The following is a 24,829-nucleotide window of genomic DNA, read 5'->3' as shown; positions in this document are numbered from 1 at the left end:
AAGAACACGGTTGAAACGTTTTTTTGCGGTACCGAGTTGCGGCATGACAACACGCAGGCTAACCCAGTGGCTTTCCATCGCATTGTTGAGCGCCGGCCTGTGCGCAAGCACCTTCGCCTCTACTGAACAACAATGCCCGGCTAACAACTTCGCTGACTTCGTCAAAGTCTTTTCATCGGACTCGACGGTACAGAAAGCATTTACCGCATCGTCGGTGAAGACAACTCGCGTCGTGGCCGAGAACAACATACCCAAGGTTGTCGTGCGCAGCGTCAAGCATTTGCCCGCCGATGAATTCAGCATGCTGAGTGCGGAGAATGCTGCAGCGTCGAATCTGGCTATCGAGATTCCGTTTCTGAACAGGGTGGTGGTGCGTGATCAGCAAGGGGCCTTCTTGAAGATTTTCGTCTTCAAGCACAGCGACTGCTGGGTGCTGAACAGTGTTGAAGACTGGACGCTCGAAGCGGTGATGGATGACGTGGCTCGGACTGACCAACCCGCACCCGGTGAACGCGAACTGAAAAAAGGCGTGATGTTCGATCGGCTGGTTAACAAGGCATCAGGCGAATCTGGTGTCTCTTTGTACGCGGCAGCGCTGGATAGCTATGTGGACGGTGCCCGCAAAGGTTCGGCCCAAGCGGCGATAGCGGCTGCGGGAATCAGTCTTTCCGGGCAAGCACCACGATTGCCGAATGAGCAGATTCTGGAGCTTATGAATCAGGCATTTCAGAGCAATCCCGACGATGGCGTGGCTCTCTCCTTGTTTTACTGCGATGAGGGTGAGTACGGCGATGACAAGGCCTGCATCGATCCGCAAAAGTCGATGGCGACATTGGAAAGCGCCGCGCTACGAGGCTCTACCCACGCACTCCTGCGATTGGGTGAAGTCTACGAAACCGGCACTGTCGTCGCCGCTGATCTGCCCCGCGCAATGGCTTGTTATCGCGAGGCCAGCAAGACCGAGCTTAAATGGAGCCCTGCTGCGGTCGAGCGCTTGTTGGCCCGAGGCGTCGTTATGGACAGCTCAATTGAATGTATTGGCGCAGGTGGCACTCAGTGAATGTCGCCCGTTTGATGTTCTTTGCATTTATGGCGATGTCAGTCTCGTCAGTCAGCTTTGCCCAAGATGCGGATTGCGAGGCCGTGGCCGGGCAATGTGCCGAGTGCGTAGAAGAAGCGATGAAGGCTGCGGATCGCGTGCTTAATGACCGTTACCAAGCGCTGATTGATAGAGCAGGGTCTCGGTATATTTTTCAATACCAGTCTCGGCATGAAGAGCATAAGGCGTTTCTGGATCGACTGAAAAACTCCCAACGGACGTGGATAAAGCTGAGGGATTCGAACTGCAGGCTTGAGGGGTTTGAGAATGAATGGGACAAGCCATCCTATTCTGCAGATCTGAATAGGTGCACCGCGAAGATGAGTCTGGAGCGAGCCTTATATTTGGACGGCATCCTTCCGGCACATTGATGTTGCGCTGATTAGTATGTTTGCTCGGTTTTGTCGAAGCTCACACCGTGCAATAGCGATCACCGAACGCGACCAAACGTTTTGTCTTCGAGCGACTGACAACACTCATTTTCCTTTAAACTCCCCACCCCCAAAGGAATGCGCTCAGGACACGGAATGCCAGCCCCCTCTTTCTCCCTTCGCCGCGCGTTGGTGCTGTGGTTATACGCCGCCGCGCTAGTGCATCTGCTCGCCGGTCTGACCCTGAGCTGGGCCGGTCATTCCGGTTTGCTTGACGGCTATTTGCACACCCTCGAACAGATTTTCTGGGGCGTCGACGCGGTGCCTGCCGCCGCCCGTGAACAGCAGGTCTGGTGGCTCGCGCTGTTCGGCGCGACGCTGCAAAGTTATTCGCTGTACATGCTCGCGCTGGTGCACATCGGCCATCGTCTGAAAGCGCCGATGGCCTGGGCCTTTTTGACGGCCGGCATCCTGCTCTGGGCTCCGCAGGACATGTTGCTCTCGGCACAAAAACAGGTCTGGTCGCACCTGTGGCTCGACGCTTTTGCGCTGCTTGTGCTGTTATCACCGTTGCTCTGGCTGTACCGCCATGACCGCCGAAATTCCCTTTCCGATACCGCAATGAGTGAGTCGACCCATGCCTGATTTTTCGCTGCTGGATTGGGCGTTCACGTTGCTGATCGCGCAGGCTTGCCTCGGTGCGCTCGACACCCTGTATCACCACGAGCTGACCGTGGCGCTGCCGTATCGGCATAGTGCGCGGCTGGAGTTGTCGATTCACGCGCTGCGTTCGTGTTTCTACGGCGTTCTGTTTCTCGGCATCGCGCACTTGCAGTTCGGTGGCGCCTGGGCGCTGGTGATTGCGTTGTTGTTCGCCCTGGAAATCGGCCTGACGTTGTGGGACTTCGTGATCGAGGATCGCAGCCGCAAACTGCCCGCCATCGAGCGCATCATGCACACCGTGCTGGCGGTGAACGGCGGGGCGTTTTTTGCGTTGTACGGTGTGCAATTGGCGCAGTGGGCGAGTTTGCCGACCGGCCTGAGCGCTGTGGATTTCGGCTGGAAGGGCTGGGTGCTGACGCTGTTTGCCGTGGGCGTGACGGCGTCGGGGATTCGCGATGGTCTGGCGGCGTTGCGCATGCAGCGCGAGGGCAAGCCGTCCAACCCGTTTGCCGGCGGCGCTTTCAAGCGTGTGCTGGTCACTGGCGGCACCGGGTTTATCGGTGAAACGCTGGTCAATCAATTGCTCGATGCCGGCCACACCGTCAGCGTGCTGGCGCGGGATCCGTTGAAAGCCGCGTACCTGTTCGACGGTCGTGCCCGCTGCGTGCGTTCGCTGAGCAAACTGGGCTACGACGAAACCTTCGACGTGGTGATCAACCTGGCCGGGGCTCCAGTCGCCGGGCCGCGCTGGAGCCCCAAGCGCCAGGCGCAACTGATCGCCAGTCGGGTCAACACTACCGAAGCGCTGATGACCTGGTTGAAAAACGCTCGGCACAAACCGGCGCTGTGGATTCAGGCCTCGGCCATCGGTTTCTACGGCGTGCGCGATGCCAGCGAAAGCCTCGACGAACAGGCGAGCAAGGGCGACGGTTTCATGGCCGAACTCTGTGCGCGCTGGGAAGCCGCCGCGCAACCGGCCACCGAATTTGGCGTGCGTCAGGTGGTGCTGCGCCTCGGCGTGGTGTTCGGTCCGGGCGGTGCGTTGTTGCCGTTGCTGATTCCGTTTCGCCTCGGCTTCGGCGGGCGCATGGGCGATGGTCAGCAGATCATGAGTTGGGTGCACCGCGACGATGTGATTCAGGTGATCGCTCGATCCTTTCACGATGAAAACCTGCGCGGCACCTACAACATGGTCGCCCCGGAAACGGTCAGTCAGGCAGCGTTCGCCGAGAACGTCGGCAAGGTCCTCAAGCGTCCGGTGTGGTTCCACATTCCCGCCGCGCCAGTGCGCGCTTTAGCCGGGGAAATGGCTCAGTTGTTCTTCGACGGGCAGCGTGTGGTGCCGCAGCGTTTGAGCGAGGCCGGATACACCTTTCGTTATCCGACCCTCGACGCCGCTTTGCGCGATCTGGCCTGAGGATCGTCCATGAGCAAGCCGTTGATGTACCTGCTGGCCGGCAACGGCAGCGCCGCCGATTGGTGGGACGACGCGCTGCCGCACTTTCAGCGCTACGAAGTGGTGCCGCTGGAATTGCCCGGTTTCGGTGCCAACCCGCAGCCACCCTGCGAGGATCTCGCGGACTACGCGCAGACCTTGCTGAAGATGACGCAAAAGGGCAGCGCGATCATGGCGGTCGGGGTCAACGCGTTACTGGTGCTGCATGCGCTGCAACGTCGGCCGGGGCATTTTTCGCGCAGTGTTTTGCTGGCGCCGGTAGGGGCGTTTTTGTGGCAGCGGCGGTTGCCGGCGCTGATGTCGCCGCTGCCGATTCGCAAGACCATTCACTGGCTGTTGTCGAACAAACCGACGCTGTTCGCACGCAAGTTTTCCAATCAGACCTGGACGCCCGCGCAGTACCAGCGCATGGGCGCCGGTTATGCGCGTTGCCGGGCATTTGTGCCGCATTGGGACCTAGTCCGCGCTGACACCGCGCTGCTGTTGCTGGAGTGGATCACCGATCCGGTCGAACTGGTTTGGGGCGATCAGGACAACGTGCTCGGCTTCGAGCAAGCGGCGGCGTGGTCAGCGATTCTGGCTCGCGCCGATCTGACCATCAGCCTCAAACCCGGCTGGGGTCATTACCCGTGGATCGATTCGCCGGCCGAATTTGCCGCGTGGCTGGAGTCCGGCGAGCGCGGATTTGTTGCGCACACCAAGGGCGGTCGGTTGCGCCTCGCTGAACTGGCCCGGCAACCGGTGCCGGCGGCGCTGACCCTCAACGATTGCGATGATCCGCGTCTGTCTGCGTTTCTCGCCGCGCAACCCGAGGTGACCTGGGCGGTGCGCTCCTCCAGTTATGGCGAAGATCAGGCCGACTCGGCGAATGCCGGCCTGAGCACCACTTATCTGCGCGTGCCGCGCGCCAACGTGCCGACGTGCATCGCCGAACTGACCGCCGCAGGCGTCGAGGAAGTGGTGGTGCAGCGCTTCATCACGCCGCAGGTTTCCGGCATTGCGTTTGTGCGGCATCTGTCGGTGGAGCTGGAATGGGTTGAAGGCCATCTGGAGTCGCTGGCCGACGGTCATGTCAGCCCTGAGCGGGCGACGCTGTCGCGGTTCGGTGATGCCTGGCGCAGCGGCACGTTCACCACGTCCCACGGTTTGACCGAAGCGCTGCTCTGGCAGTTTCTGCAAGACGTGTTGCGCGTTTTTCACTACGTGCCCGGCGACGTCGAATGGGCCTGGGACGGTGCGCAACTGTGGCTGCTGCAATACCGGCCGATCAGCGACTACGGCTGGCGTCGGCACCTGACTGCCGCCAACATCGCCGAGATCCTGCCACCGCAACCGAGCGTTTTTGTCGAATACGCCCAGCGCCGGGCGGCGGCGAGTATCCCGGCGATCATGGCGCGTTGGGATGCGCGGGTGTTGCAGGACAACGAGCCGTTCACCGCAGTGTTCGGCGGCGCGTCCTACATCAACAATGATCTGTTTCTCGCCCGACTCGCCGACTGGGGCATCAGCGCCAGCAACTACGCCGGCGAAGTCGGCGGCGCGACCCCGCATTTGCCGTGGCAGCTGCTGAAAATACTGCGCTCGTTGCCGCTGTTCCTGCGCATGCAGCGCATCGCTCGCGGGCATCTGCCGAGCCTTGAACGCGGCTTGCAACGCTTCGATCAAGAGCTGACCGAACTCGTCGCCCAAAACGCTGACGGCCAACAACTGGCGGACTGGTTCACCCGGTTTTACGTGTTCGTCGTGCAAGGCAATCTGTGCATCGCCACGGCGCTGGCCAGCAGTGGCGGCGATTGGCTCGGGCGCCCGCCGACCGCTTACGACAACCTTGAAAACAGCCCGCATCGATTGCCTTGGGAGACCGATCCCGGCACCCCTCGGCCGGCGTCGAGCGAACTGCCGCTCCAGCCATTTCCGCAATGGTCAGGGCTGATCCGCCTCGCGCATTCCACCGGCCTGCCGGGCCTGCGCGGTTATTACCTGCAAGTGCGCGAGTGGTACCGCGACAACCTGATGCGCATCTTCTTCCGCCTGCATCACGCCATGCCGCTGGCGGATCGCGAACACTGGTTCGCACCGCATCCGGACATCCGCAGTCGTGACGGCAGCTTCTGGCAGGACGGCTGTGAAGGCGCCGAGCAGGCCACCGGGTTCATGATTTATCCGGGGCAGGTGCAGGGCATTCTGGGCGAGGACATTTTGCTCGAAGACACCCTCGATCCGGGGCGTCATGCGCACTATCAAGCGGCGCGGGCGGTGATTGCGCGGATGGGCGGGCGGCTGTCGCATGGCTCGACGTTGTTGCGGGAATTGCGCAAGCCGTCGGCGGTGATGCCGCAGGTTGATCCGGCGTGGGTGGGCTGTGAGGTGCTGTATCGGGATGGTGAGCTGCAATTGATCAATGCGAAGGATGCGCAGTGAAGCCTCGATATTTCCATGGATTACTGGCGTGTTTGTTCATGCTTGCTCAAATGGGCCATGCCGCTGAGACCGTGATGGTCGGCAATACGACAGGCCAGTCGCGGGTCGCTCAGGGGCCGGCGGACGTTGGCGTCGATATGGGGGCGTGCCGGTTTTCCATGCCGCTCTTGCAAGACCAATGGCTGCAATTCAACGCCCCCGATCTGATCTTCATCGCCTCCCGACAACGGCCCGATCCCTCCAGCGCACCGCACTTGTGGCAAGCGCCGACATCCAGCGGTTATGAATGGAATTTTGAAACGTCGGCCAATCGGACTCAGCCATGGTTCGGGATGATGTGTGAAAACCTCGGCAGCTTTTCCTCCCTGACGACGCGGCCGCCAGCGGATGACACGATCGAACTGCAACTGCTGCGCGAGGCCAATGACCGCAAGTGCCCGGCGACCTTGACCGAAAACGGCTGGCGGCCAACAGCGCTGGCGGGTGATCCGCAAACCTATGCGTTTGAGTCACTGGAGGGGGCGAAGTCGTCGGGGTTCATCATCGGCTACCACCCACCGCATCAGCCCCAATTCAGCCGTATCGCCTTCTGCCTGATGCAAGGTGAGCAGGTGCTGATCGGCGCTGCCGAATCAGGCTCGGCCACGCCGTTGTCAATTAACGCCGCAGGCTTCGAACAGATCAAGACAGCGGTGCGCAGCATTGCCTTCGAATGAACATCCCGACGATACGTCGCACAGATGGAGTTACAGCGTGAAAGGATTTCTGGTTCTACTCGGCAGCTTGCTGCTGGCGGTCTCATCCATGGCCTTCGCCGCCGACCCGGATTTCAAGGATTACACCGTCACCCCGGTCTTCACCGGCACTCACCCTGCGCTGGTGCCGCAGGAAAACAGCAGCCCGGTGATGGATCAGGCACGCGCCCAGGCGCTGAAAGGCAAGGTCAACTTCGCCGGCCATTACATCGTGCACCAGTTTGGTTGTGGCGGCGGTGCCATCTGCGCCGAAGTGCTTGATGCGCGCACCGGAGAAGTCGTCGGCGGGCTGCCGAATGCCTACGACGGCAGCACGTTCGCCATGCTCCACCATCCCGACAGCCGCTTGATCTTCATCACCGGGGTTGCCCTCGATGGTGAAGTAGACGCTCAGGGCAATTCGCTGGAGAGCGTTAACCGCTACCGTTACTACGAATTTGTGAACAACGAATTCCGCCTGCTGACGATGACCGACGCGGAATCGCCGCCGCTTGAATAAGGATGATGGAATGAACCGTTTTTTCATTCGGAGCGTGCTGAGCGCGCTACTGCTTTTGCCTTTCGCCCTGCCGGCGAGTGCCAGTGAAGGCAGTTGCTACGGCTATCTCACTGAACTGGTCAGGAGCAGCGATTTCCCGTTTCAGTATGTCGGCAAGGACAAGGTCAATCTGCTGATTGATGAGGACGACGGAGAAATGGTGCGCGCCCAATTGTTCTTCGACACCAACGGCACCGGGACCATTGGCTGGGTCAAATACACCCCGGCGACGCGCGTGTTGCTCAACACCTCGGCGGAACTGGACGAACCGGTGGCGTTGTCCTTCGACGCCAGGTTCGCCGATGGCTACGCAAAATGCCTGACGGAAAAACAGGCCGGTTAACGGCGACAGGGAATTCTCGATGAATCAGTTTTATCTCGCGGGCAGCCTGGGGTTGCTGCTCTCTGCGCCTGCGTTTGCAGCGCCGGCGGATGCTTACACCCAGCGCGATGTCATGCAGTGCGGTGGGGTTGAAGTGGTGTTGGTGTCGTCCTGCCGATCGGTGACGGTGGATGACGCAGAGACCCACCTCATCCCGGTCTGCTCAGACCAAGCGATCAACATCGGCGGCAAGGTGCTGCGGCGTGATGTCGGCAAGGTTTCGCAACTCACTTCCGACGGTGCGAAAACGAAGATGTTGAACAACGTGGTGGTGGCGATGGATTGCGTGACGGGCAGCAAGGGCAGTCTTGTTTCAATCGGTGGCTACGGCGGTTGCGGTGCCTGCCCGGAGTGGCACGGTTATTACTCGACAGCCGGGAGACTGGAGCAATACAGCTTCGATAACACCCAGCGTTCGTTTGGCTCGAAGGGGTCATGGGAGGAGCTGATTGAGGCGTATGGGGTTAGCAAAAGTCAGCTGCAATCGCCAAGCCCGGCGGTGAAAAGGATTGAATATGGTCAGCCTTAAGTGGGTGTTGCTTGGCAGTCTGTTTGCAACCGCCGCCTGCGCTTTTGCCGAAGACGAAGATCCGCCAATTGTCGGTATCGGCGGGCACACGGTTACGTTTCGAGCGACAAAGTGGACGATGCCCGGCGTTGAGTCGGCGACCGCATGGTTCACCGCCAACGGCAAAACTTTCCCGCTCTTCAGCGCCGACGTTGGCGCCGATGCACACACCGATTGGCTCAGCCCTGACAAGAAAACCTTGTTGCTCGACCCGGTGATGTTCGGCATGTTATCGCTCGAAAACGGTGAAGAAAAACTGGAGTCGCAACAGCATTGCGATGTGATTTCGATGGAGACCGGCTGCGTGCTGGCTGAGCGTTCTCCTCGTTTTTGTCTCGGCAAATGGGTCGGTAATCAGTGGTTTTCGGAGGATGGCGAAGTCCTCACGCCCACTCTGGAAACGCAGTCCCCCAAGGACTGGTTGAAATATATCTCGACGATCAAAGCTGCACAGTCCCGGGCTGACTCCATCGAAGGCAGCCTGGACTTTTTAAGTCCCGAATCCTACATGGCATGCCATCCCCCGGCGCAAAACGTTCAAACCTACAACGACCTGGGTTTTTACCTCGCCGAGGGCGGTAAAGATGAACTGGCGCTGAAGTTTTATCGCGGTGTTGAGGCGGTTGGCAAACGCACAGTGTTGATGCTGAACATGGCCGATTCACTGTGGCGACTTGATCGAAAAGACGAAGCGCAGCGCTATTACCGCGAGTACGGCGAAGCGATGGCAGCCGCTGGCAAGACACAGAAAATTCCGCAACGCGTCGTTGAGCGAACTGCACATCAGGGATTGAAAAATTGAACAGGATTATCCGCTTTATCGCGTTGCCCATCGGAATGCTGTGCGCGTCAATTGCGCACGCTGAGGACGATTGCAAAGTCATTAGCGTGAGCTGGCAAGTTGACCTATGCGTGAAAGCCGACCGCGAGAAAGCCGATGCAAAGCTCAACGCCAGCTACAAAAAGCTGATGGCAAGGTTTGAGTCTCAGCAAAAACGCGATCCCGAACAGGGCAAGGCATTCATGGCCATCGCCAGAGAGTCACAGCGAGCATGGATCAAGTTGCGCGATACCACGTGCCCGCTGGAAGCCACGGATATAGACCCTGATGCGGTAATGCATTCCACATTAATCAATAGCTGCATCGCCAGAATGAGCCTGGAACGTGCGGTGTATCTGGACGGGATCGTGGCGGACGGTCCGGGTGATGTGGTGGATATGAACAAGGTCTCCAGATCCGGCGCGAAGCGTTACCAAGACGTAGTGGCACGCTATCTCTATTCGTTCGACAACCCATGCCTGACGGTACAGATTCTCGCGCCTGACGGTGGTTGGCGAGTATTGTCATCTGCGCGGCTCTGCAGTTTTGACGGAAAGTCGTTCCAGTCCGGTTACGCCGATGCTGGATTTGAGAAGCCTGTATTTGCAGATGACGGTCTGCACCTGACGTTAAGCACTACGGAGCTTCGCGCACCCGGAGAGAAGCGTCGCGCCTGTGTGATTCCGATCAAGAACGAGCAAATCAAAAAGCTGAAATGCGGCGCACCTGAGTCGACATGAAGATTAACCACGGAAGGAAAACAAAATTGGGCAGGCTTCCAGGTTTTGTTTGTGCACTTGGGATTACGGCTGGTGTGTCGACTCAACTGGCACTGGCGAGCGATCCGCAGACCATCGGTGAGTTACATCCGCCGGTGGTGGCGTCGTTGGGCGATCAAAAGATCACGGTGTTCTTTCTGAAGAACAACCTGAAGCAGCAGGCGACGGAGGTTCATGTTCCTGCCGCCGAAATCTTCTACTCAGCTATGAACGCAACCAAACCGACGCTGAATTATGTGTGGAAGGTGGAGGGCGATCAGATTACGTCGGTGTTTTTTCATGAGCGCAAATCCCCGGGGCGGGCAGGGAAGTCCATGTACGTGCTGACGGAAACGCAGGTGTCGAATCGAAGTTTCGAGGGCGCCTCCTACTCGGTTCTGGAACTGCCACTCATCAAGGACGGCAATCAGTTGTCTTTGAATTATTTCCGTGGGGATCCACCGGAACCTGAGTTTCAGAACTGTCGCGACGGGCTGGATCTGGAGGAAAGTCAGAAAGTGGTGTGCGCTTACAAAGACGCGGCAAGTGTGAAAAAGCGCTTGTCTGTACTTGATGGGCAGGCTGTTGAACAGCCTCAACCGAAGCCTGTCACGGTGAGCGCTAACGCAACTGCCATGGCGTGTCCTTCGCCGGACTTCTCAACCTTCCTCGCAGCTTTTTCCGAACACGCGGATGTGCAAAAAGCCTTTGTCCAGCAGCCGCTGCAGATGGTCACGACGGTAGCGGGCGATCCCGAGCCGGAGCTGCAAAAGAGCAGCCTCAGCGGTGATCAGCTGAAGTTCCCAATCATGCCCGATCGCATCAAGCGCGACGCCCAAGGGCTGATGCTGACCGTCAAAGAGCAGCAGGACAACCAGGCCACGGCGATTCTGCAGAAGCCGGATACCGACTATGTCTTCGAGTATCGGTTTGAGCGTGGGCAGTGTTGGCAGTTGAAAGAAGTGATGGATTACTCGCTTTAAAACGCAGGACACAGGGTTCAATGGCGAAAGGCTTTCTGTTCGATCAGACCCGTAAATCATGAGCAGGAAGGCAAGTTGAAAAGATTAGGGTTGGTCGCGTTATTGCTGTGTTCTTTCTCTGTGGCAGCGGGGCCGATGTTTCCGTCGCTCAAGTCATGCATGGATGCCGACAGCGACTGTGCGCTGGCGCTGAAAGACGATTTCTTAGTGGACGCCAAGTCTGGGCAACGTCTCTCCGAAAGGCCGGTATCGGCGGGAGCGATGAGTGTTTTCTGGCTGTATCGAGATGGCGAGCGTTACATCCTGGAGGAAGAAAACTCCTCACAGGCGAAGTCGCGCCGCTGGCTGGTGTTCACCTACCACAGCGGCAAAGTTATGCTCGACGGCGCCTATATCTTCTCGATAGACATTGACCCGAACACCGGGCCTTACTGGCATGGCTACGATTGCCGAGGTGATGCCAAGCCGTTCACCGTGCCAACGAAAGATTCGTTCAATGAAGTCGCTTTGGAGGAGTTGTGCGGGGAGGCCGAAGGCTGGGTCGTCTCGGGCCGGGATGCTGAAGTGCCGGTGTCTGCCAAGGGGCTGGCCGTCAGTGTTCCCGTTTATCACGCCCGCAACCGTGACGGTTCAGCGACGTACCTGTTTACTGAAAGCGATGTTCCGGATCTTTCCAAGTTGGTGTGTTTGTCCAATTGTGCCGATGTCGCTCAAACACCAGAACGCGTTTCGCAAGAGACAGCGCCATTGAAGGGTGAGCAGGAGGGTACGTTGTGTTCGGACGACGAAGACATTTACTTCAGTTGCCCGTTGCAGGGCGGCAAGACGGTTTCCATTTGTGCGCAAGGAAACAGCAAGCCCACGGCCGGATATGTTCAATACCGTTACGGTGTTCCGGGAAAGATAGAAATGCTCTATCCGCAGAAGAGCGTGCCTCCCAAGGGCAAGTTCTTCGTAGTGGATGCGTCGGAAGGCAGCGTGAACCTGAACAACATCAAATTCAAAAAGGGACCATATACCTACCTCGTTAATCAGGCGTTTGTGAGTTTTCTGACGGTGCTCAAGGACGACAAGGTTGTGTTCCGACAGTCTTGCAGCGCGGGTGGTTATTCATTTGTTAGTCGGGTTGCCCGTCAGGGTATAGAGGCACTGCCTAAAAGCGCTGAAGACTTTAGATAGCGAAGACGACTGCAGAAAGGGGACTTAACGTCCCCTTTTTTCATCCGAAAATCCCGTTACGGCTTGGCCTTCACACTCCGCACTTCAATGTGATCAAGCATTCCTTCCACCATCAATCGCACCCCATCCGCCATTCTGCTCAGGGCTAGCGCGACCGAGCGGCGGGAGCCGTGGAGGTCGTCGGCCAGGTCGGAGGCGATGAATGGACAGCAGGTCCTCCGAGGCGTTGGCCATGAGGGCTTCGGCATCGGTTCCGGGAGAGAGGCTGAAGAGGCCGGTCTCGCGTTTGGGGCGGGGTTCGGCGGCGGGTTTGAAATGGTGGTCGAGGGCGCGTTCGGCGGCTTCGTGGAATTTCTTTGAGTCAGGAGATTCGTAGGGAGAGGTTGAGTCAGCGTCGAATGTGTCATCGGTCATGGGTGTAAATCCTGAGCAGTTAATTGATTTTCCCCGAATACGGACTTGCACATCCGGTCGCCGATTTTGCGGCGACATACAAAGCTTATCGATTGCCCACCCATGCGCCTAGTTCATGAACAGCCCGGCTGCTTGCAGGAAATTTCCCATAGGTTTGCGGGGTAGAAGATCAGAAGTTCGCAGCCTTCGGCAGCTCCTACAGAAATGTGTGTAGGCGTGTGTACTGTAGTGTGACTTGGTAGTCATCGTGCTAGAAAACAGCGGCATCCTCTTCCAACGTTAGCCAATAGTGGCGTTATCGCTTGAATCCCTTACACTGCCCCGGCCGTTCATTTTCCTTTTGAGGCTGTGCGCATGAAATTTCGTTTTCTTCTGTGGATGCTGGGTCTGTTGATGGGTAAGGCCAGCCGGACAAATCCTGCGTTCCAGCAGCAGTTGGGTGACAAGGAACTGGTGTTCCAGCTACAGACACTGGATGGGAAAGTGGCGCGGCATTTCCTGGTGAAGAATCAGCGCATCACCAGCAAGTCTGGCGTGGTGGCGGAGCCGGCGTTTGCGATTGCCTTTAAAGATGCCGCTTATGGCTTTGCCACGATGCAGGCGAAGAACAAGCAACTGGCGTTTATGCAGGGGATTCAGGACAAGTCGATCCAGATCAAAGGCAACCCGGCGCTGGTGATGTGGTTTCAGGGGTTGATGAAGTATTTGAAGCCGAGGAAGCCCAAGCCTAAGGCTTGATATCGGGGCTTGAGTAGAAGGGGTGTTGTGGTGAGGGGATTTATCCCCGATGGGCTGCGAAGCGGCCCCAAAACCTGATGCCTTGGATACACCTGATTGGCTGGTTTAGCGACTGCTGCGCAGTCGAGCGGGAGCAAGCTCCCTCGCCACAGGGGTTCAGTACATCCAGGAAACCGAGCTGGATTCATCGCGGGCAAGCCCGCTCCCACAGGGATCGTGTTGATCTTGTGGGAGTGGGGCTTGCCCGTGATGCGTTTCAGGCCTGGCTGAACTGCGAAGCCAGTTCGCGCAGCAGGACTTCGGCTTCGAGGACTTTGCTGACGACGTCGTTGGCTTTGTCGCGGGTCAGGCCAACGCGTTCTAGCAGTGCATCCGGGATGTCTTCATCCGGGCCGGAGCCAATCCCGCGGCTGCGCAGCAGGCGTACGGCCAGGCAGACGAGATTAGGATATTCAGCGTAGGCGCCGTCGTAGCTTGGGTCGTGCTGGAAGCGCAGGGCGGTGGCCAGTTCGTCCGGCATGTCCCAGTAGCGCATCAGCCACGAGCCGATCTGTTCGCGGCTGATACCGAGCAGGTGTTGCTCGATGTAGCTGTGGCACAGGTGCGGGTTGACCTCCAGGTGGCGGCAGATCAGCGAGAAGTGTGGCGGAAAGACGTGGGCCAGCAGCAGGTAACCGAAGTTGTGCAGCAGGCCGGCGAGGTAGGTCAGGCCGGCCTCCGGACGCTGGGCGCGTGGCATGGCGCGGGTCAGGCCTTCGATGACGGCGGCGGTGTAGATCGACTGCTGCCAGTACGGCGTGGTGTGTTGCGGGTGGTCTTTGGGCAGGCTCAGGGTCTTGCCGAGGGCCAGGCCCAGCGCCAGGTTGATCACCAGATCGAAGCCGAGTACGCGAACGATCGCGTCTTCCACCGAACGAATCTTGCCCGGCGAGGCGTAGTACGGCGACGCCGCCCAGCTCACCACTTGCGCGGCCAGCGCCGGGTCGGTTTCGACCACGCCGGTGATGTCGTCGATGGTGGCGTTGGGGTCGACGCGCAACTTGATGATTTTCTGCGCGGTTTCGGCCAGTGGCGGAATCTCGATGGTCGCTTCCAGACGCTGTTGAATCCGGCGCGCGGTAAACGCCTGCACGGCCTGGGTGATTTCCTCGCGGTCATCGTCCGGGCGGTCGAGGTTGGGGCGGATGCTGCTCAGGGCTTCGCCGAAGTTGGCGGCGCTGGCCTTGGTCAGCATGGTCTTGAAGTCTTCGCTGGCGATTTCCAGCAGCAGGCCCGGCTCGCCGGAGTTGATCAGCAACTTCGGTTCGCGCAGCAGGCTTTCTTCATAGAGGCACGGCGAACTGGTCAGCGCCGGCAGGCCCGGCAGCAGGCTCAGGCTGTGTTTGCCGAGCATCTTTTCCAGGCGCTCGGTCGAGACGGCGGTCAGGCGACGGCCCGTCAGTTCAGCGAGGCGATTGAGATCCAGCAACTGGCTCTGTGGAAACAGCACCATCAGGGCGCCAACGGCGTCGTCCAGCAACACGGCTTGCACTTTGCGCGAGGCATTGAGGCCGTGGTGCTCGAGCACTTCTTCGTAGGCGACGCCCAGCTTGTTGAGCAGCAGCCGAATGACAGACGGAGCGTGCGGAGATTCGGGGGCGAGAGCAGCTTCGGTCATGGTCTGTATCCGTTTTTGAAACAATGGCAGGAGTATAACCAGCTCTGTCGGAAGGATCTTTCAGAAACTGCGACGGTGCTCACACTTGGCCGTATTGCTGCCCGTGGCGCAGCCAACGGTCGAGCAATGGGCTGACGTGGGTCGGCCAGCGCTCCAGCAAGGCCTGCGCAGCATCGCGCACGGCGGGCAGCAGGTCGGCGTCGCGCATCAGGTCGGCGACCTTGAATTGCAGCAGGCCGGTCTGGCGGGTGCCGAGCATTTCGCCGGGGCCGCGCAGTTCGAGGTCTTTTTCGGCGATGACGAAGCCGTCGTTGGTCTCGCGCATGATGCCCAGGCGCTGACGACCAATTTGCGACAACGGCGGATGGTAGAGCAGCACGCAATGGCTGGCGGCGCTGCCTCGGCCAACGCGACCGCGCAACTGGTGCAGTTGCGCGAGGCCCAGGCGTTCGGGGTTTTCGATGATCATCAGGCTGGCGTTGGGCACGTCGACACCGACTTCGATCACCGTGGTCGCGACCAGCAGTTGCAGGTTGCCGGCCTTGAATTCGGCCATGACGGCGGCTTTCTCCACGGGTTTCATGCGCCCGTGGATCAGCCCGACTTTCAGTTCGCCGAGGGCGAGGGTGAGGTCTTCAAACGTGGTTTCGGCAGCCTGACAGGTTAGCTCTTCCGACTCTTCGATCAGCGTGCACACCCAATAGGCCTGACGGCCCTCGGCGCAGGCACTGCGCACGCGTTCGATGACTTCGACGCGGCGGGTGTCGGTGACCAGCACAGTGTTGACCGGCGTTCGACCGGGCGGCAGTTCGTCGAGGATCGAGGTGTCGAGGTCGGCGTAGGCGCTCATCGCCAAGGTCCGGGGAATCGGTGTCGCGGTCATGATCAGTTGATGCGGGCACATGCGCCCGCCGACGCCTTTCTGGCGTAGCGCCAGCCGTTGCTGGACGCCGAAGCGGTGTTGTTCGTCGATGATCACCAGTGCGAGATTTTTGAACTGTACTTCGTCCTGGAACAGCGCGTGAGTGCCGACCACCATCGGCGTGCCGCTGGCGATCTGCTCCAGCGCGGCGACGCGGTTCTTGCCCTTGAGCTTGCCGGCCAGCCACGCGACATCTATGCCCAGCGGTTCGAGCCAGCGCTTGAAGGTGATGAAGTGTTGTTCGGCGAGAATCTCGGTCGGTGCCATCAGCGCGACTTGATAGCCGGCCTCCAGCGCTTGCAGCGCGGCGAGGGCGGCGACCACGGTTTTGCCCGCGCCAACGTCGCCCTGAATCAGGCGCAGCATTGGTTCGTGCTGACTGAGGTCGTAGGCGATTTCGTTGCCGACACGCTGTTGCGCACCGGTCGGATTGAAGCCGAGGTTGGCCAGATATTTCGGTGGCAGCTTTTTCGCTTTCGGCATGGCCGGCGCGCGCAGCGAACGCATGCTCTCGCGCAGGCGTTGCTGGGACAGTTGATGCGTCAGCAGCTCTTCGAAGGCGAGGCGATGTTGCGCCCAGTGATGACCGAGGGCGAGTTCGTCGACGTCTGCATCGGCGGGTGGGTTGTGCAGGTAGCGGATCGCATCGGCCAGCGGCGCCAGTTGATAGTCGCGGGCAAGCTCGGTCGGCAGCCAGTCGGGCAGGGTGGCAGGCTTGAGCATCGTCAGCGTCTGCATGCACAACTGGCGCAGCCGCGCCTGGGTCAGGCCTTCGGTGAGCGGGTAAACCGGGGTCAGGGTTTCATCCACCGGCGGCGGTTCGTCGCCAGTGATGGCGCGGTATTCCGGGTGGTAGATTTCCAGTCCCGACGCACCGGGACGGGCTTCGCCGTAGCAGCGAATCCGCGTGCCGCGCTTGAGGCCTTCTTTTTGCGCGTTGCTGAAGTGGTAGAAGCGCAGGCTGAGGCCGCCGGTGCCATCCTGCAAACGCACGACGAGGCTGCGGCGGCGGCCCATGACCACGTCGGCGCCGCTGACGGTGCCTTCGACCACGGCGTCCTGCCCTGGCCGCAGAGCGCCGATCGGCACCACACGGGTGCGATCCTGATAACGCAGCGGCAGGTGGAACAGCACGTCCTGAAGGTTTTCCAAGCCGACCTTGGCCAGTTTCTCGGCCATGGCTTCGCCGACACCCTTGAGTGCCGTCACCGACACTTGCGACAACTCAGTCATGACGCTTGCTTAACCGGCCGTAACCGGTGCCGCTGGCTTGGCCACCGAGCACAGGCGAACGGAATCGGCGAGGATCTCGATGGCTTTCGGCCGCGGGAAGCTCGCGCGCCAGGCGATGGCCACGGTGCGGAACGGCACCGGCGGCGACAGCGGCCGCACTTCGATTACGCCCGGGGCGTAGTGATGGCTGTCCACCGCCGACAACGGCAGGATCGAGATGCCCAGGCCGGAAGCGACCATGTGGCGAATGGTTTCCAGCGAGCTGGATTCGACCGTGGTGTGTTTGGCGCCGTCGTTGCCCTTGGTCAGGGTCGGGCAGGCTTCCAGCACTTGATCGCGGAAGCAGTGGCCTTCGCCGAGCAGCAGCAGACTCTTGTCGTTGAGCAGGCCGGCGTCGATGGTTTCTTTTTGCGTCCACGGGTGCTGGGCCGGCATCAGGACGTAGAACGGTTCGTCGTAGAGCGGCAGGGTCAGCACGTCGGCTTCGTTGAACGGCAGCGCGATGATGATCGCGTCGAGCTCGCCGTTGCGCAGTTTGTCGCGCAGCACGTGGGTGAAGTTTTCTTCGATGTACAACGGCATCTGCGGGGCGACCCGGTGCAGTTGCGGAATCAGGTGCGGGAACAGGTATGGGCCGACGGTGTAGATGGCGCCGACTTTCAGCGGGGCGGTCAACTGATTCTTGCCGGCCTGGGCCAGTTCACGAATGCCTTGGGCCTGCTCCAGCACCTTCTGCGCCTGGGCAACAATGCCTTCGCCGACCGGGGTCAGGCGCACGGCGCTTTTGCTGCGCTCGAAAATCAGCACACCGAGTTCGTCTTCAAGCTTTTTCACGCCCACGGAGAGGGTCGGTTGGCTGACGTGGCACTTCTCGGCCGCGTGACCGAAGTGCTGCTCTTGGGCGAGGGTAACGATGTAGCGCAATTCTGTGAGAGTCATAGCAAGCGTCCATGAAGATGCGGGCCAAGCATACCGGCTGCAATCGATAGACGCACGTTATCAGACTGAGGGAGGCGTGCGACACCGGGCAATGTGTGATTGCCGTTGTTAGATATGCAAAAGGCACCTTTCGGTGCCTTTTTGGCGGGTTTCTTACGGCTGACGAAGAACCCTTGTAGGAGTGAGCCTGCTCGCGATAGCGGTGTGTCAGGCGATAAATGACTGACTGACACGGCCCCATCGCGAGCAGGCTCACTCCTACAGGTACTGCGGTGTTACTTAGCGGCGACGTTCCAGCGAGTAAACAAACGGCGCAACAATTTCAATCGATCCATTGTTCAGCATGTCGGCCGGTGGCTTGGGCAGCGGTTGTGCGCGGCGGATCATTTCCAGGGTGGCCCGGTCCAGATCGGCGTTGCCGGAGCGGCCCACCAGTTCGAACGACAGCACATTGCCTTCGGCATCGACCACAAAACGCAGACGGTTCAAGCCTTCCTTACCCCGTGCCTGAGCGCTGGCCGGGTACTTTTTGTACTTGGCCAGATGCGCGAGCAGGGTGCCTTGCCAACTGGCCTTGGCGGCCATTTGTGCAGGCGACGGGCCTGGTGCAGGCTGAGCGGATTTCTCCGTCGGTGCCTGAGTCGGTTGCGTGTCGGCCGGTTTTTCCTCGGAAGGTTTTTCTTTCGGCGGATCGGGGAGCTTCTTCTCGACCGGCTTCGGCGGTTTAGGCTTTGGCTTCGGTTTAGGCTTCTGCACCGCGATTTCGGCTTTTGGCGCTTCGGCCAGTTTCGGGATCGGCAACTCTTCGACCGGAGCCGGTGGCTGCGGCGGTGTGACGACTTTCGGCGGTGCAGGCGGTGGCGGGGCCGGAACCGGTGCCAGCTCGACCATCATTGCCTGGGGCGGCAATTCGATCGGCGGGCGGGCGGTCCAGTTCAGCGCCAGCGCGATGGCCAGCGCATGAACGCCCAGCACCACGGCCAGGCTACCGCTGTAACGCGTCAGCTTATGGCGCGTCGTGATCATTTCTTGACCGCGCTCTCGAGTCCGACCAGACCAACCTTCAGGTAACCAGCGGAGCGCAGATTATCCATCACGCTCATCAGGTCGCCGTAGTCCACGCCTTTGTCGGCCTGGAAGAAGATCGTCGTGTCTTTTTTGCCTTTGGTGCGGGCGTCGAGGGTGGCACCCAGTGTTTCGGGCTTCACTTCGTCTTCACCGAGGAACAGGCGCTGGTCAGCCTTGACGCTGAGGAATACCGGTTTCTCTGGCCGCGGCGCCGGTTTGGCGGTCGAGGCAGGCAGGTCGACTTTGATATCGACGGTGGCCAATGGAGCGGCCACCATGAAGATGATCAACAACACCAGCATCACGTCGATGAACGGCGTGACGTTGATTTCATGGTTCTCGGCCAGATCGTCGTCTGCGCCTTCTTTCAAATGCAGGCCCATGGCCGATTACCCCACTTTTACCATGTGCGGCTGCGAGCTGCGCTCAGGCTGGTGGTCGAGGTCGCGGCTGACCAGCAGCAGAACTTCTGCCGAGGCATCGGAAACCTGCGCCTTGTAACCGGCGATGGAGCGGGCGAAGACGTTGTAGATCACCACCGCAGGAATGGCCGCAACCAGACCCAATGCAGTGGCCAGCAGCGCTTCAGCGATACCTGGCGCCACGACGGCAAGGTTGGTGGTCTGGGTTTTGGCGATGCCGATGAAGGAGTTCATGATGCCCCACACAGTACCGAACAGACCCACGAACGGTGCGGTGGAACCGATGGTGGCGAGAACGCCAGTGCCGCTGCTCATGTTGCGACCGCAGGCTGCAACCAGACGCTCGAGACGGAAGCTGACGCGTTCCTTGATGCCTTCTTTCTCGCGGCTGTTGACCGACAGGCGCATTTCTTCGAGCGCGTCGTGCACCAGCAGGTTGGCGAGGGTGCCTTCCTTGCCCGCCGTGGCGCTGGCTTCCTTAAGGGTGGTGGCTTTCTTCAGAGCGGCGATTTCACTACGCAGACGACGCTTGGCGCCCATCAGCTCGAAGCCTTTGGCGATCCAGATGGTCCAGGTGATGATCGACGCGATGGCCAGACCGATCATCACGATTTTCACGATGATGTCGGCGTTCTGGTACATGCCCCATGGCGACAGGTCGTGGGCCATGCCCAGGGAGTTGTCGGCTTCGAGGACTTCAGGAACGTCGGCAGCGTCTACTGCTTGCACCGGATCGGTGGCGGTCGGAGCAGCGGCTGGCGCGTCAGTAGCAGGTGCACGCTGTTCGGTCGCGGCCGGGGCGGCTGGTGCCTGGGCGTCGGCGAAAGCAGCGGTTGGTGCCAGCATCAGGCTGAGCAGCAAAGCCGCCATTGCGCTCCAGGCGCGAGGTCGATTGGTTGGCGAAGCGGGAATTTGATTGCGTGTCATGCTGGCCGGACCTGAGATAGAAAAACGTTGATGCTCTTCCAGGCCTCGTAAGGCCGAGAACAAAAGTGGCGTGCATTATTGCAAGTAATTCTTGTTAACAAAAGTAATAGAGTATCTTTTTTTCCTTCATTGCTAGCCGCCCGTCCTTTGCCAGCGCTAGTCTGTATCTTTCCGATAGGAGTTTTTTGATGTCCGCGCCTTCTGTTTTGATTGCCGGTTGTGGTGATGTTGGCAGTCGTCTGGCCAAGCAATTGCTGGCGGCTGGCTGGGAAGTTCATGGCTTGCGTCGGGATGTTTCGAAGCTGCCCGACGGTGTGATCGGCGTTGCCGGCGACCTGTTCAACGAAGACTGTCCGGCGACCTGGCCGGTGGGTGCCGTGGACTATCTGGTGTATTGCGCGGCAGCCACCGATCACGACGAGGCTGGTTATCGCGCCGCTTACGTGCAGGGTTTGCAGAATGTCCTGAGCTGGCTCGACGACTATGGTCAGGTGCCGGAGCGGCTGATCTTTGTGTCCAGCAGCAGCGTTTATGGACAGCAGGATGGGGAGTGGGTGGATGAACACTCAGAGACCGTCGCTGCCGGTTATTCCGGGCGCTTGATGCTGGAGGCTGAGCAGGTGGCGCTCAATAGCTGCATTCCGGCGAGCATTCTGCGTCTGACTGGCATCTATGGCCCGGGCCGCGAATGGTTGTTGACTCAAGTGCGTCGCGGTTATCGCGTGGCGGTGGAGCCGCCGCTGTATGGCAATCGGATTCATGCTGACGATGCAGCCGGTTTGCTGGCATTCCTGTTGGAGAAGGCTCGGCAGGGCGTGAAGCTGGAGGATTTCTACATCGGCGTCGACGATGCACCGGCGCCGTTGGCCGAAGTGGTGGGCTGGCTGCGCGAGTATCTGGGCGTTACCGAATGGGCGGAAGATGCCAGCGTTCGGCGCACCGGCAGCAAGCGTTGCAGCAACGCCCGGGCGAAAGCGTTGGGCTGGACGCCGACTTACCCAAGCTACCGCGAAGGTTATGCCGCAATTCTTGAAGGTAAGTGCTGACTCCCGCACACCACAAACCAGTGTGGGAGCGGGCTTGCCCGCGATGGCGGCATGGCAGTCAACACAAGTGTTGAGTCTGATGGCCTCATCGTGGGCAAGCCCGCTCCCACAGGGTTATGTGTTGTTCTCAACGTGTGCTTACTGTTTTTCGAGCAACCACTTGCGTTCGCCCGGCGTGTACTGCGGCATTTCATCAGCCAATGCAGTGTTCACCGCCTGGAAGATCTCCAGTTCCTTGCCCTTGCGCGCAAAGATGTAGGCGTTGCCCTGACCATTGAGCTGCAGCCACATATTGTCATTGGTGCTGCTCATTGATGCGCAGTCACCCGCCAGGCACAGGGCATAGCGATCGGCACCCGGCAAACCGGAGACCTGGCCATCGGCCTGGAACTGCACGGTGTTGCCTTCACCCTGGCCGCTGGCGATTTTCCAGCTGCCGCCCATGTAAGCGGAATACAGCGCGCGTTCGAAACTGGCGCCGATCGGTGCGCCTTCCGGCACCGGGATCTGGGCGCGGTCGAAGACCTGTTCCGGTTCGTTGTCGCTGGCGGCTTGCTGCAGTTGCCCGCCATCACGTTTCAGCTCGCTGGCGGAGCTGCCATAGAAGTCGACTTTCCAGGCGCCGGATTTTTCACCCAGCAGCCGTCCTTCGACGTTCTCGAAACCGTTGGTGTAGCGGGCCTGGCTGGCCTTGGTGTTGATATCCCATTCCAGATTCGGGCCGTAGGCCTGAAGCGCTTCGCGCAGGGAGCCGCCCTTGGTGGCAGCATCGATCGCCACCTGGTTGATCCAGGTGCCGCTGATGTCACGGTCGGCAGGGTTGCTGGCGCAGCCGCCGAGGAAAATGGCGAGCAGCGGGAGAGCTAGCGCTTTGCGCATGGTGGAATCCTTTCAAAACCTTGTCTTGCTGAGCAGTCGGCGCGGCGTTTGAAGGCCGCGCCGTGCGCATCACTCGATGACCAGAATGGCATCCATTTCAACCTGCGAACCCTTCGGCAAGGCAGCTACGCCGATGGCGGCGCGGGCCGGGTATGGCTGGTCGAAGTACTTGCCCATGATCTCGTTGACCTTGGCGAAGTGGCTCAGGTCGGTGAGGAAGATGTTCAGTTTGACGATGTCCTTGAACGAACCACCGGCAGCTTCGGCCACGGCTTTGAGGTTCTCGAACACCTGGACGGTCTGGGCTTCGAAGCCTTCAACCAGTTCCATGGTTTTTGGGTCCAGAGGAATCTGGCCCGACATGTAGACGGTGTTACCAGCCTTGATCGCCTGGGAGTAAGTACCGATGGCGGCCGGGGCCTTGTCGCTGGTGATAACAGTCTTGGTCATGTATGACTCCTTGTTAGGTGTGAGTTATGCACGCATGCGGGTAATGCGGATTACCCCGGTCAGGGCGCGCAGTTTCTTGATCACGCGGGCCAGGTGCACACGGTCGTGGACGCTGACCACCAACTGGACAACGCTGATGCGACCATCGCGTTCGTCCATGCTGATTTTCTCGATATTGCCGTCGGCCGCGTTGACGCTGCTGGCCAGCAGAGCGATCAGGCCGCGCTGGTGTTCCAGCTCGACGCGCAGCTCGACGTTGAATTCGCCTGTGACATCCTTGGCCCACGAGAGCTGGATGCATTTTTCCGGGTTGTGGCGGATTTCGCTGATGTTGCGGCAGTTGTCGAGGTGCACGACCATGCCTTTGCCCGCCGACAGATGCCCGACAATCGGGTCGCCCGGGATCGGCGTACAACATTTGGCGTAGCTGAGAACCAGACCTTCGGTGCCGCGAATCGCCAGCGGGCCTTCCGGACTCGGCAGTTGTTCGCCTTCACCGAGCAAGCGGCGGGCGACGACGTAGGCCATGCGATTGCCCAGACCAATGTCTTCGAGCAGGTCTTCAATCAGTTCGAGGCGGTACTCGGTGAGCATCGCTTTTACGCGTTCGGCCGGGATCTTCTCCAGCGCGCTGTCGAAACCGTTGAGGACCTTGTTCAGCAGGCGTTCGCCGAGGCTGATGGATTCCGAGCGGCGTTGCAGTTTCAGCGCATGGCGAATGTGCGTTCGCGCCTTGCCGGTGACGACGAAGTTGAGCCAGGCCGGGTTCGGTCGTGCACCGGGGGCGCTGACGATCTCGACCGTGGAGCCGCTTTGCAGCGGTTCGGACAGCGGTGCGAGGCGGCGGTTGATCCGGCAGGCGATACAGCTGTTGCCGACGTCGGTGTGCACCGCGTAGGCGAAGTCGACCGCCGTGGAGCCTTTTGGCAGCTCCATGATCCGGCCTTTGGGCGTGAACACGTAGACCTCGTCCGGGAACAGGTCGATCTTCACGCTCTCGATGAATTCCAGCGAGTTGCCGGCACGTTGCTGCATTTCCAGCACGCCTTTGACCCACTGGCGGGCGCGGGCGTGAGTGCCTTTCGGCTGCTCGTCACCGCTGGATTTGTACAGCCAATGGGCGGCAATGCCGTTGTTGGCCATCTCTTCCATTTCGCGGGTGCGGATCTGGATCTCGATCGGTACGCCGTGCATGCCGAACAGCGTGGTGTGCAGCGACTGATAGCCGTTGGCCTTGGGAATCGCGATGTAGTCCTTGAAGCGCCCCGGCAACGGTTTGTACAAATTATGCACAGCGCCTAGCACGCGGTAGCAGGTATCGACCTTGTCGACGATGATCCGGAACGCGTAGACGTCCATGATCTCGTTGAAGGCTCGACGCTTGCCGCGCATTTTCTTGTAGATGCCGTAGAGGTGTTTCTGGCGACCGCTGACTTCACCCTGGATGCCGTCGATGGCGAGGCAATGGCCGAGGGACTCTTCGATCTTGTTGACGATTTCCTTGCGGTTGCCCCGGGCGCGCTTGACGGCCTGGTAGATCCGCGCGGAACGCATCGGGTGCATGGCCTTGAAACCGAGGTCTTCGAATTCGATGCGGATCGCGTGCATGCCCAGCCGGTTGGCGATGGGCGCGTAGATTTCGAGGGTTTCCTTGGCGATGCGCCGGCGTTTTTCGCCGGACAGCACTTCCAGCGTGCGCATGTTGTGCAGGCGGTCGGCAAGCTTGACCAGGATCACGCGAATGTCGCGCGCCATGGCCATGGCCATTTTCTGGAAGTTTTCGGCTTGTGCTTCGGCCTTGGTCTCGAAATTCATCTGGGTCAGTTTGCTGACCCCGTCGACCAGTTCGGCCACGGTTTCACCGAACTGCGCTTGCAGCGCTTCTTTGGCGATACCGGTGTCTTCGATCACGTCATGCAGCATCGCGGCCATCAGGCTCTGATGGTCCATGTGCATGTCGGCAAGAATATTGGCCACGGCAAGAGGATGCGTGACGTACGCCTCGCCGCTGCGGCGGCGCTGGCCGTCGTGGGCTTGTTCGGCGTAGAAATACGCTCGGCGGACCAGGTTGACCTGGTCATTGCCGAGGTAGGTCGATAAGCGGTCGGCGAGGGCGTCTATGCTCGGCATGATGATTCCTG

Annotated in this window: 24 protein-coding genes and 1 pseudogene; 15 read left to right on the top strand and 10 right to left on the bottom strand. The window is 59.9% G+C overall.

Translation table 11 applies throughout. The features are described 5' to 3' along the window. Positions 1–10: 10 nt before the first annotated feature. The 13 genes from ACVVH8_RS29335 to ACVVH8_RS29275 all read left to right on the top strand — a co-directional run bounded on the left by ACVVH8_RS29335 (position 11) and on the right by ACVVH8_RS29275 (position 11,993). Positions 11–1,060, top strand: a complete 1,050-nt coding sequence (locus ACVVH8_RS29335; RefSeq protein WP_475227664.1) for an SEL1-like repeat protein — start codon at positions 11–13, stop codon at positions 1,058–1,060. Further along, positions 1,057–1,470, top strand: a complete 414-nt coding sequence (locus ACVVH8_RS29330) for a lysozyme inhibitor LprI family protein (RefSeq protein ID WP_475227661.1) — start codon at positions 1,057–1,059, stop codon at positions 1,468–1,470. The genes ACVVH8_RS29335 and ACVVH8_RS29330 overlap by 4 nt, the downstream gene beginning before the upstream one ends. A gap of 156 nt (positions 1,471–1,626) precedes the next feature. Further along, on the top strand, positions 1,627–2,115 hold the full coding sequence (locus tag ACVVH8_RS29325; protein WP_475227659.1) for a cell division protein: 489 nt from the start codon (positions 1,627–1,629) through the stop codon (positions 2,113–2,115). After that, positions 2,108–3,550, top strand: coding sequence for a TIGR01777 family oxidoreductase (locus tag ACVVH8_RS29320; protein WP_475227656.1), 1,443 nt, complete (start codon positions 2,108–2,110; stop codon positions 3,548–3,550). Before ACVVH8_RS29325 ends, ACVVH8_RS29320 begins: the two co-directional genes overlap by 8 nt. A gap of 9 nt (positions 3,551–3,559) precedes the next feature. Next, positions 3,560–6,010: a PEP-utilizing enzyme gene (locus tag ACVVH8_RS29315; RefSeq protein WP_475227653.1), complete on the top strand. Its 2,451-nt coding sequence runs from the start codon at positions 3,560–3,562 to the stop codon at positions 6,008–6,010. A gap of 38 nt (positions 6,011–6,048) precedes the next feature. Continuing rightward, on the top strand, positions 6,049–6,726 hold the full coding sequence (locus tag ACVVH8_RS29310; protein WP_475227650.1) for a hypothetical protein: 678 nt from the start codon (positions 6,049–6,051) through the stop codon (positions 6,724–6,726). Positions 6,727–6,814: 88 nt separating this feature from the next. Beyond that, the gene (locus ACVVH8_RS29305) at positions 6,815–7,264 is read left to right on the top strand and encodes a hypothetical protein (protein ID WP_475231246.1); all 450 of its coding nucleotides are present in this window, start codon (positions 6,815–6,817) and stop codon (positions 7,262–7,264) included. Between the two features lie 10 nt (positions 7,265–7,274). Next, positions 7,275–7,646 (top strand): hypothetical protein, encoded by a 372-nt coding sequence (locus tag ACVVH8_RS29300; RefSeq protein WP_103302618.1) that lies wholly within the window; start codon positions 7,275–7,277, stop codon positions 7,644–7,646. A gap of 19 nt (positions 7,647–7,665) precedes the next feature. Next, a complete protein-coding gene (locus tag ACVVH8_RS29295) occupies positions 7,666–8,214 on the top strand; it encodes a hypothetical protein (protein WP_475227648.1) in 549 nt (182 codons plus the stop codon). Then, a complete protein-coding gene (locus ACVVH8_RS29290; RefSeq protein WP_475227645.1) occupies positions 8,201–9,055 on the top strand; it encodes a tetratricopeptide repeat protein in 855 nt (284 codons plus the stop codon). Before ACVVH8_RS29295 ends, ACVVH8_RS29290 begins: the two co-directional genes overlap by 14 nt. Before the next feature lie 35 nt (positions 9,056–9,090). Continuing rightward, on the top strand, positions 9,091–9,813 hold the full coding sequence (locus ACVVH8_RS29285; RefSeq protein WP_475231244.1) for a lysozyme inhibitor LprI family protein: 723 nt from the start codon (positions 9,091–9,093) through the stop codon (positions 9,811–9,813). Next, on the top strand, positions 9,810–10,814 hold the full coding sequence (locus tag ACVVH8_RS29280) for a hypothetical protein (RefSeq protein WP_475227642.1): 1,005 nt from the start codon (positions 9,810–9,812) through the stop codon (positions 10,812–10,814). The genes ACVVH8_RS29285 and ACVVH8_RS29280 overlap by 4 nt, the downstream gene beginning before the upstream one ends. Before the next feature lie 159 nt (positions 10,815–10,973). Next, positions 10,974–11,993, top strand: a complete 1,020-nt coding sequence (locus ACVVH8_RS29275) for a hypothetical protein (RefSeq protein ID WP_475227640.1) — start codon at positions 10,974–10,976, stop codon at positions 11,991–11,993. Positions 11,994–12,049: 56 nt separating this feature from the next. Here ACVVH8_RS29275 and ACVVH8_RS29270 read toward each other — a convergent pair. Beyond that, positions 12,050–12,407 (bottom strand): annotated as a pseudogene (locus ACVVH8_RS29270) (DUF6124 family protein). Positions 12,408–12,761: 354 nt separating this feature from the next. Between ACVVH8_RS29270 and ACVVH8_RS29265 the strand changes: the two are divergent. Beyond that, positions 12,762–13,145: an SCP2 sterol-binding domain-containing protein gene (locus ACVVH8_RS29265; protein WP_475227637.1), complete on the top strand. Its 384-nt coding sequence runs from the start codon at positions 12,762–12,764 to the stop codon at positions 13,143–13,145. A gap of 256 nt (positions 13,146–13,401) precedes the next feature. Here ACVVH8_RS29265 and ACVVH8_RS29260 read toward each other — a convergent pair whose 3' ends face one another. The 6 genes from ACVVH8_RS29260 to exbB all read right to left on the bottom strand — a co-directional run bounded on the left by ACVVH8_RS29260 (position 13,402) and on the right by exbB (position 20,313). After that, complete coding sequence (locus ACVVH8_RS29260; RefSeq protein WP_103302610.1) at positions 13,402–14,802, bottom strand: aminoacyl-tRNA deacylase and HDOD domain-containing protein; 1,401 nt, start codon at positions 14,800–14,802, stop codon at positions 13,402–13,404. Between the two features lie 79 nt (positions 14,803–14,881). Then, positions 14,882–16,957, bottom strand: a complete 2,076-nt coding sequence (recG, locus tag ACVVH8_RS29255) for an ATP-dependent DNA helicase RecG (protein ID WP_475227635.1) — start codon at positions 16,955–16,957, stop codon at positions 14,882–14,884. 9 nt (positions 16,958–16,966) lie between these two features. Beyond that, complete coding sequence (locus tag ACVVH8_RS29250) at positions 16,967–17,896, bottom strand: hydrogen peroxide-inducible genes activator (RefSeq protein WP_103302608.1); 930 nt, start codon at positions 17,894–17,896, stop codon at positions 16,967–16,969. A 279-nt stretch (positions 17,897–18,175) separates the two neighbouring features. Next, positions 18,176–18,922 carry a TonB family protein gene (locus ACVVH8_RS29245; RefSeq protein ID WP_038359287.1) on the bottom strand — a complete coding sequence of 249 codons (747 nt, stop codon included), beginning with the start codon at positions 18,920–18,922 and terminating at the stop codon, positions 18,176–18,178. Continuing rightward, entirely contained in the window at positions 18,919–19,347 is a 429-nt protein-coding gene (gene exbD, locus ACVVH8_RS29240) for a TonB system transport protein ExbD (RefSeq protein ID WP_103302606.1), read from the bottom strand. The genes ACVVH8_RS29245 and exbD overlap by 4 nt, the downstream gene beginning before the upstream one ends. Positions 19,348–19,353: 6 nt before the next feature. Beyond that, positions 19,354–20,313, bottom strand: coding sequence for a tonB-system energizer ExbB (gene exbB / locus ACVVH8_RS29235; RefSeq protein WP_475227632.1), 960 nt, complete (start codon positions 20,311–20,313; stop codon positions 19,354–19,356). A 188-nt stretch (positions 20,314–20,501) separates the two neighbouring features. On the opposite strand from exbB, the gene ACVVH8_RS29230 reads away from it, so the two are divergent. Next, complete coding sequence (locus ACVVH8_RS29230) at positions 20,502–21,359, top strand: SDR family oxidoreductase (RefSeq protein ID WP_475227629.1); 858 nt, start codon at positions 20,502–20,504, stop codon at positions 21,357–21,359. A 138-nt stretch (positions 21,360–21,497) separates the two neighbouring features. Here the strand turns inward: ACVVH8_RS29230 and ACVVH8_RS29225 are convergent, their stop codons facing one another. The 3 genes from ACVVH8_RS29225 to spoT form a co-directional block, all read right to left on the bottom strand. Continuing rightward, positions 21,498–22,238 carry a putative periplasmic lipoprotein gene (locus tag ACVVH8_RS29225; RefSeq protein ID WP_103302603.1) on the bottom strand — a complete coding sequence of 247 codons (741 nt, stop codon included), beginning with the start codon at positions 22,236–22,238 and terminating at the stop codon, positions 21,498–21,500. Positions 22,239–22,307: 69 nt separating this feature from the next. After that, positions 22,308–22,688 carry a RidA family protein gene (locus ACVVH8_RS29220; RefSeq protein ID WP_003229509.1) on the bottom strand — a complete coding sequence of 127 codons (381 nt, stop codon included), beginning with the start codon at positions 22,686–22,688 and terminating at the stop codon, positions 22,308–22,310. A gap of 24 nt (positions 22,689–22,712) precedes the next feature. Beyond that, the gene (gene spoT / locus ACVVH8_RS29215) at positions 22,713–24,818 is read right to left on the bottom strand and encodes a bifunctional GTP diphosphokinase/guanosine-3',5'-bis pyrophosphate 3'-pyrophosphohydrolase (RefSeq protein ID WP_064589822.1); all 2,106 of its coding nucleotides are present in this window, start codon (positions 24,816–24,818) and stop codon (positions 22,713–22,715) included. Positions 24,819–24,829: the final 11 nt, after the last annotated feature.

Source organism: Pseudomonas trutticola BRTCR10 (assembly GCF_056155105.1).
This window is presented reverse-complemented; position numbering and strand designations above follow the sequence as displayed.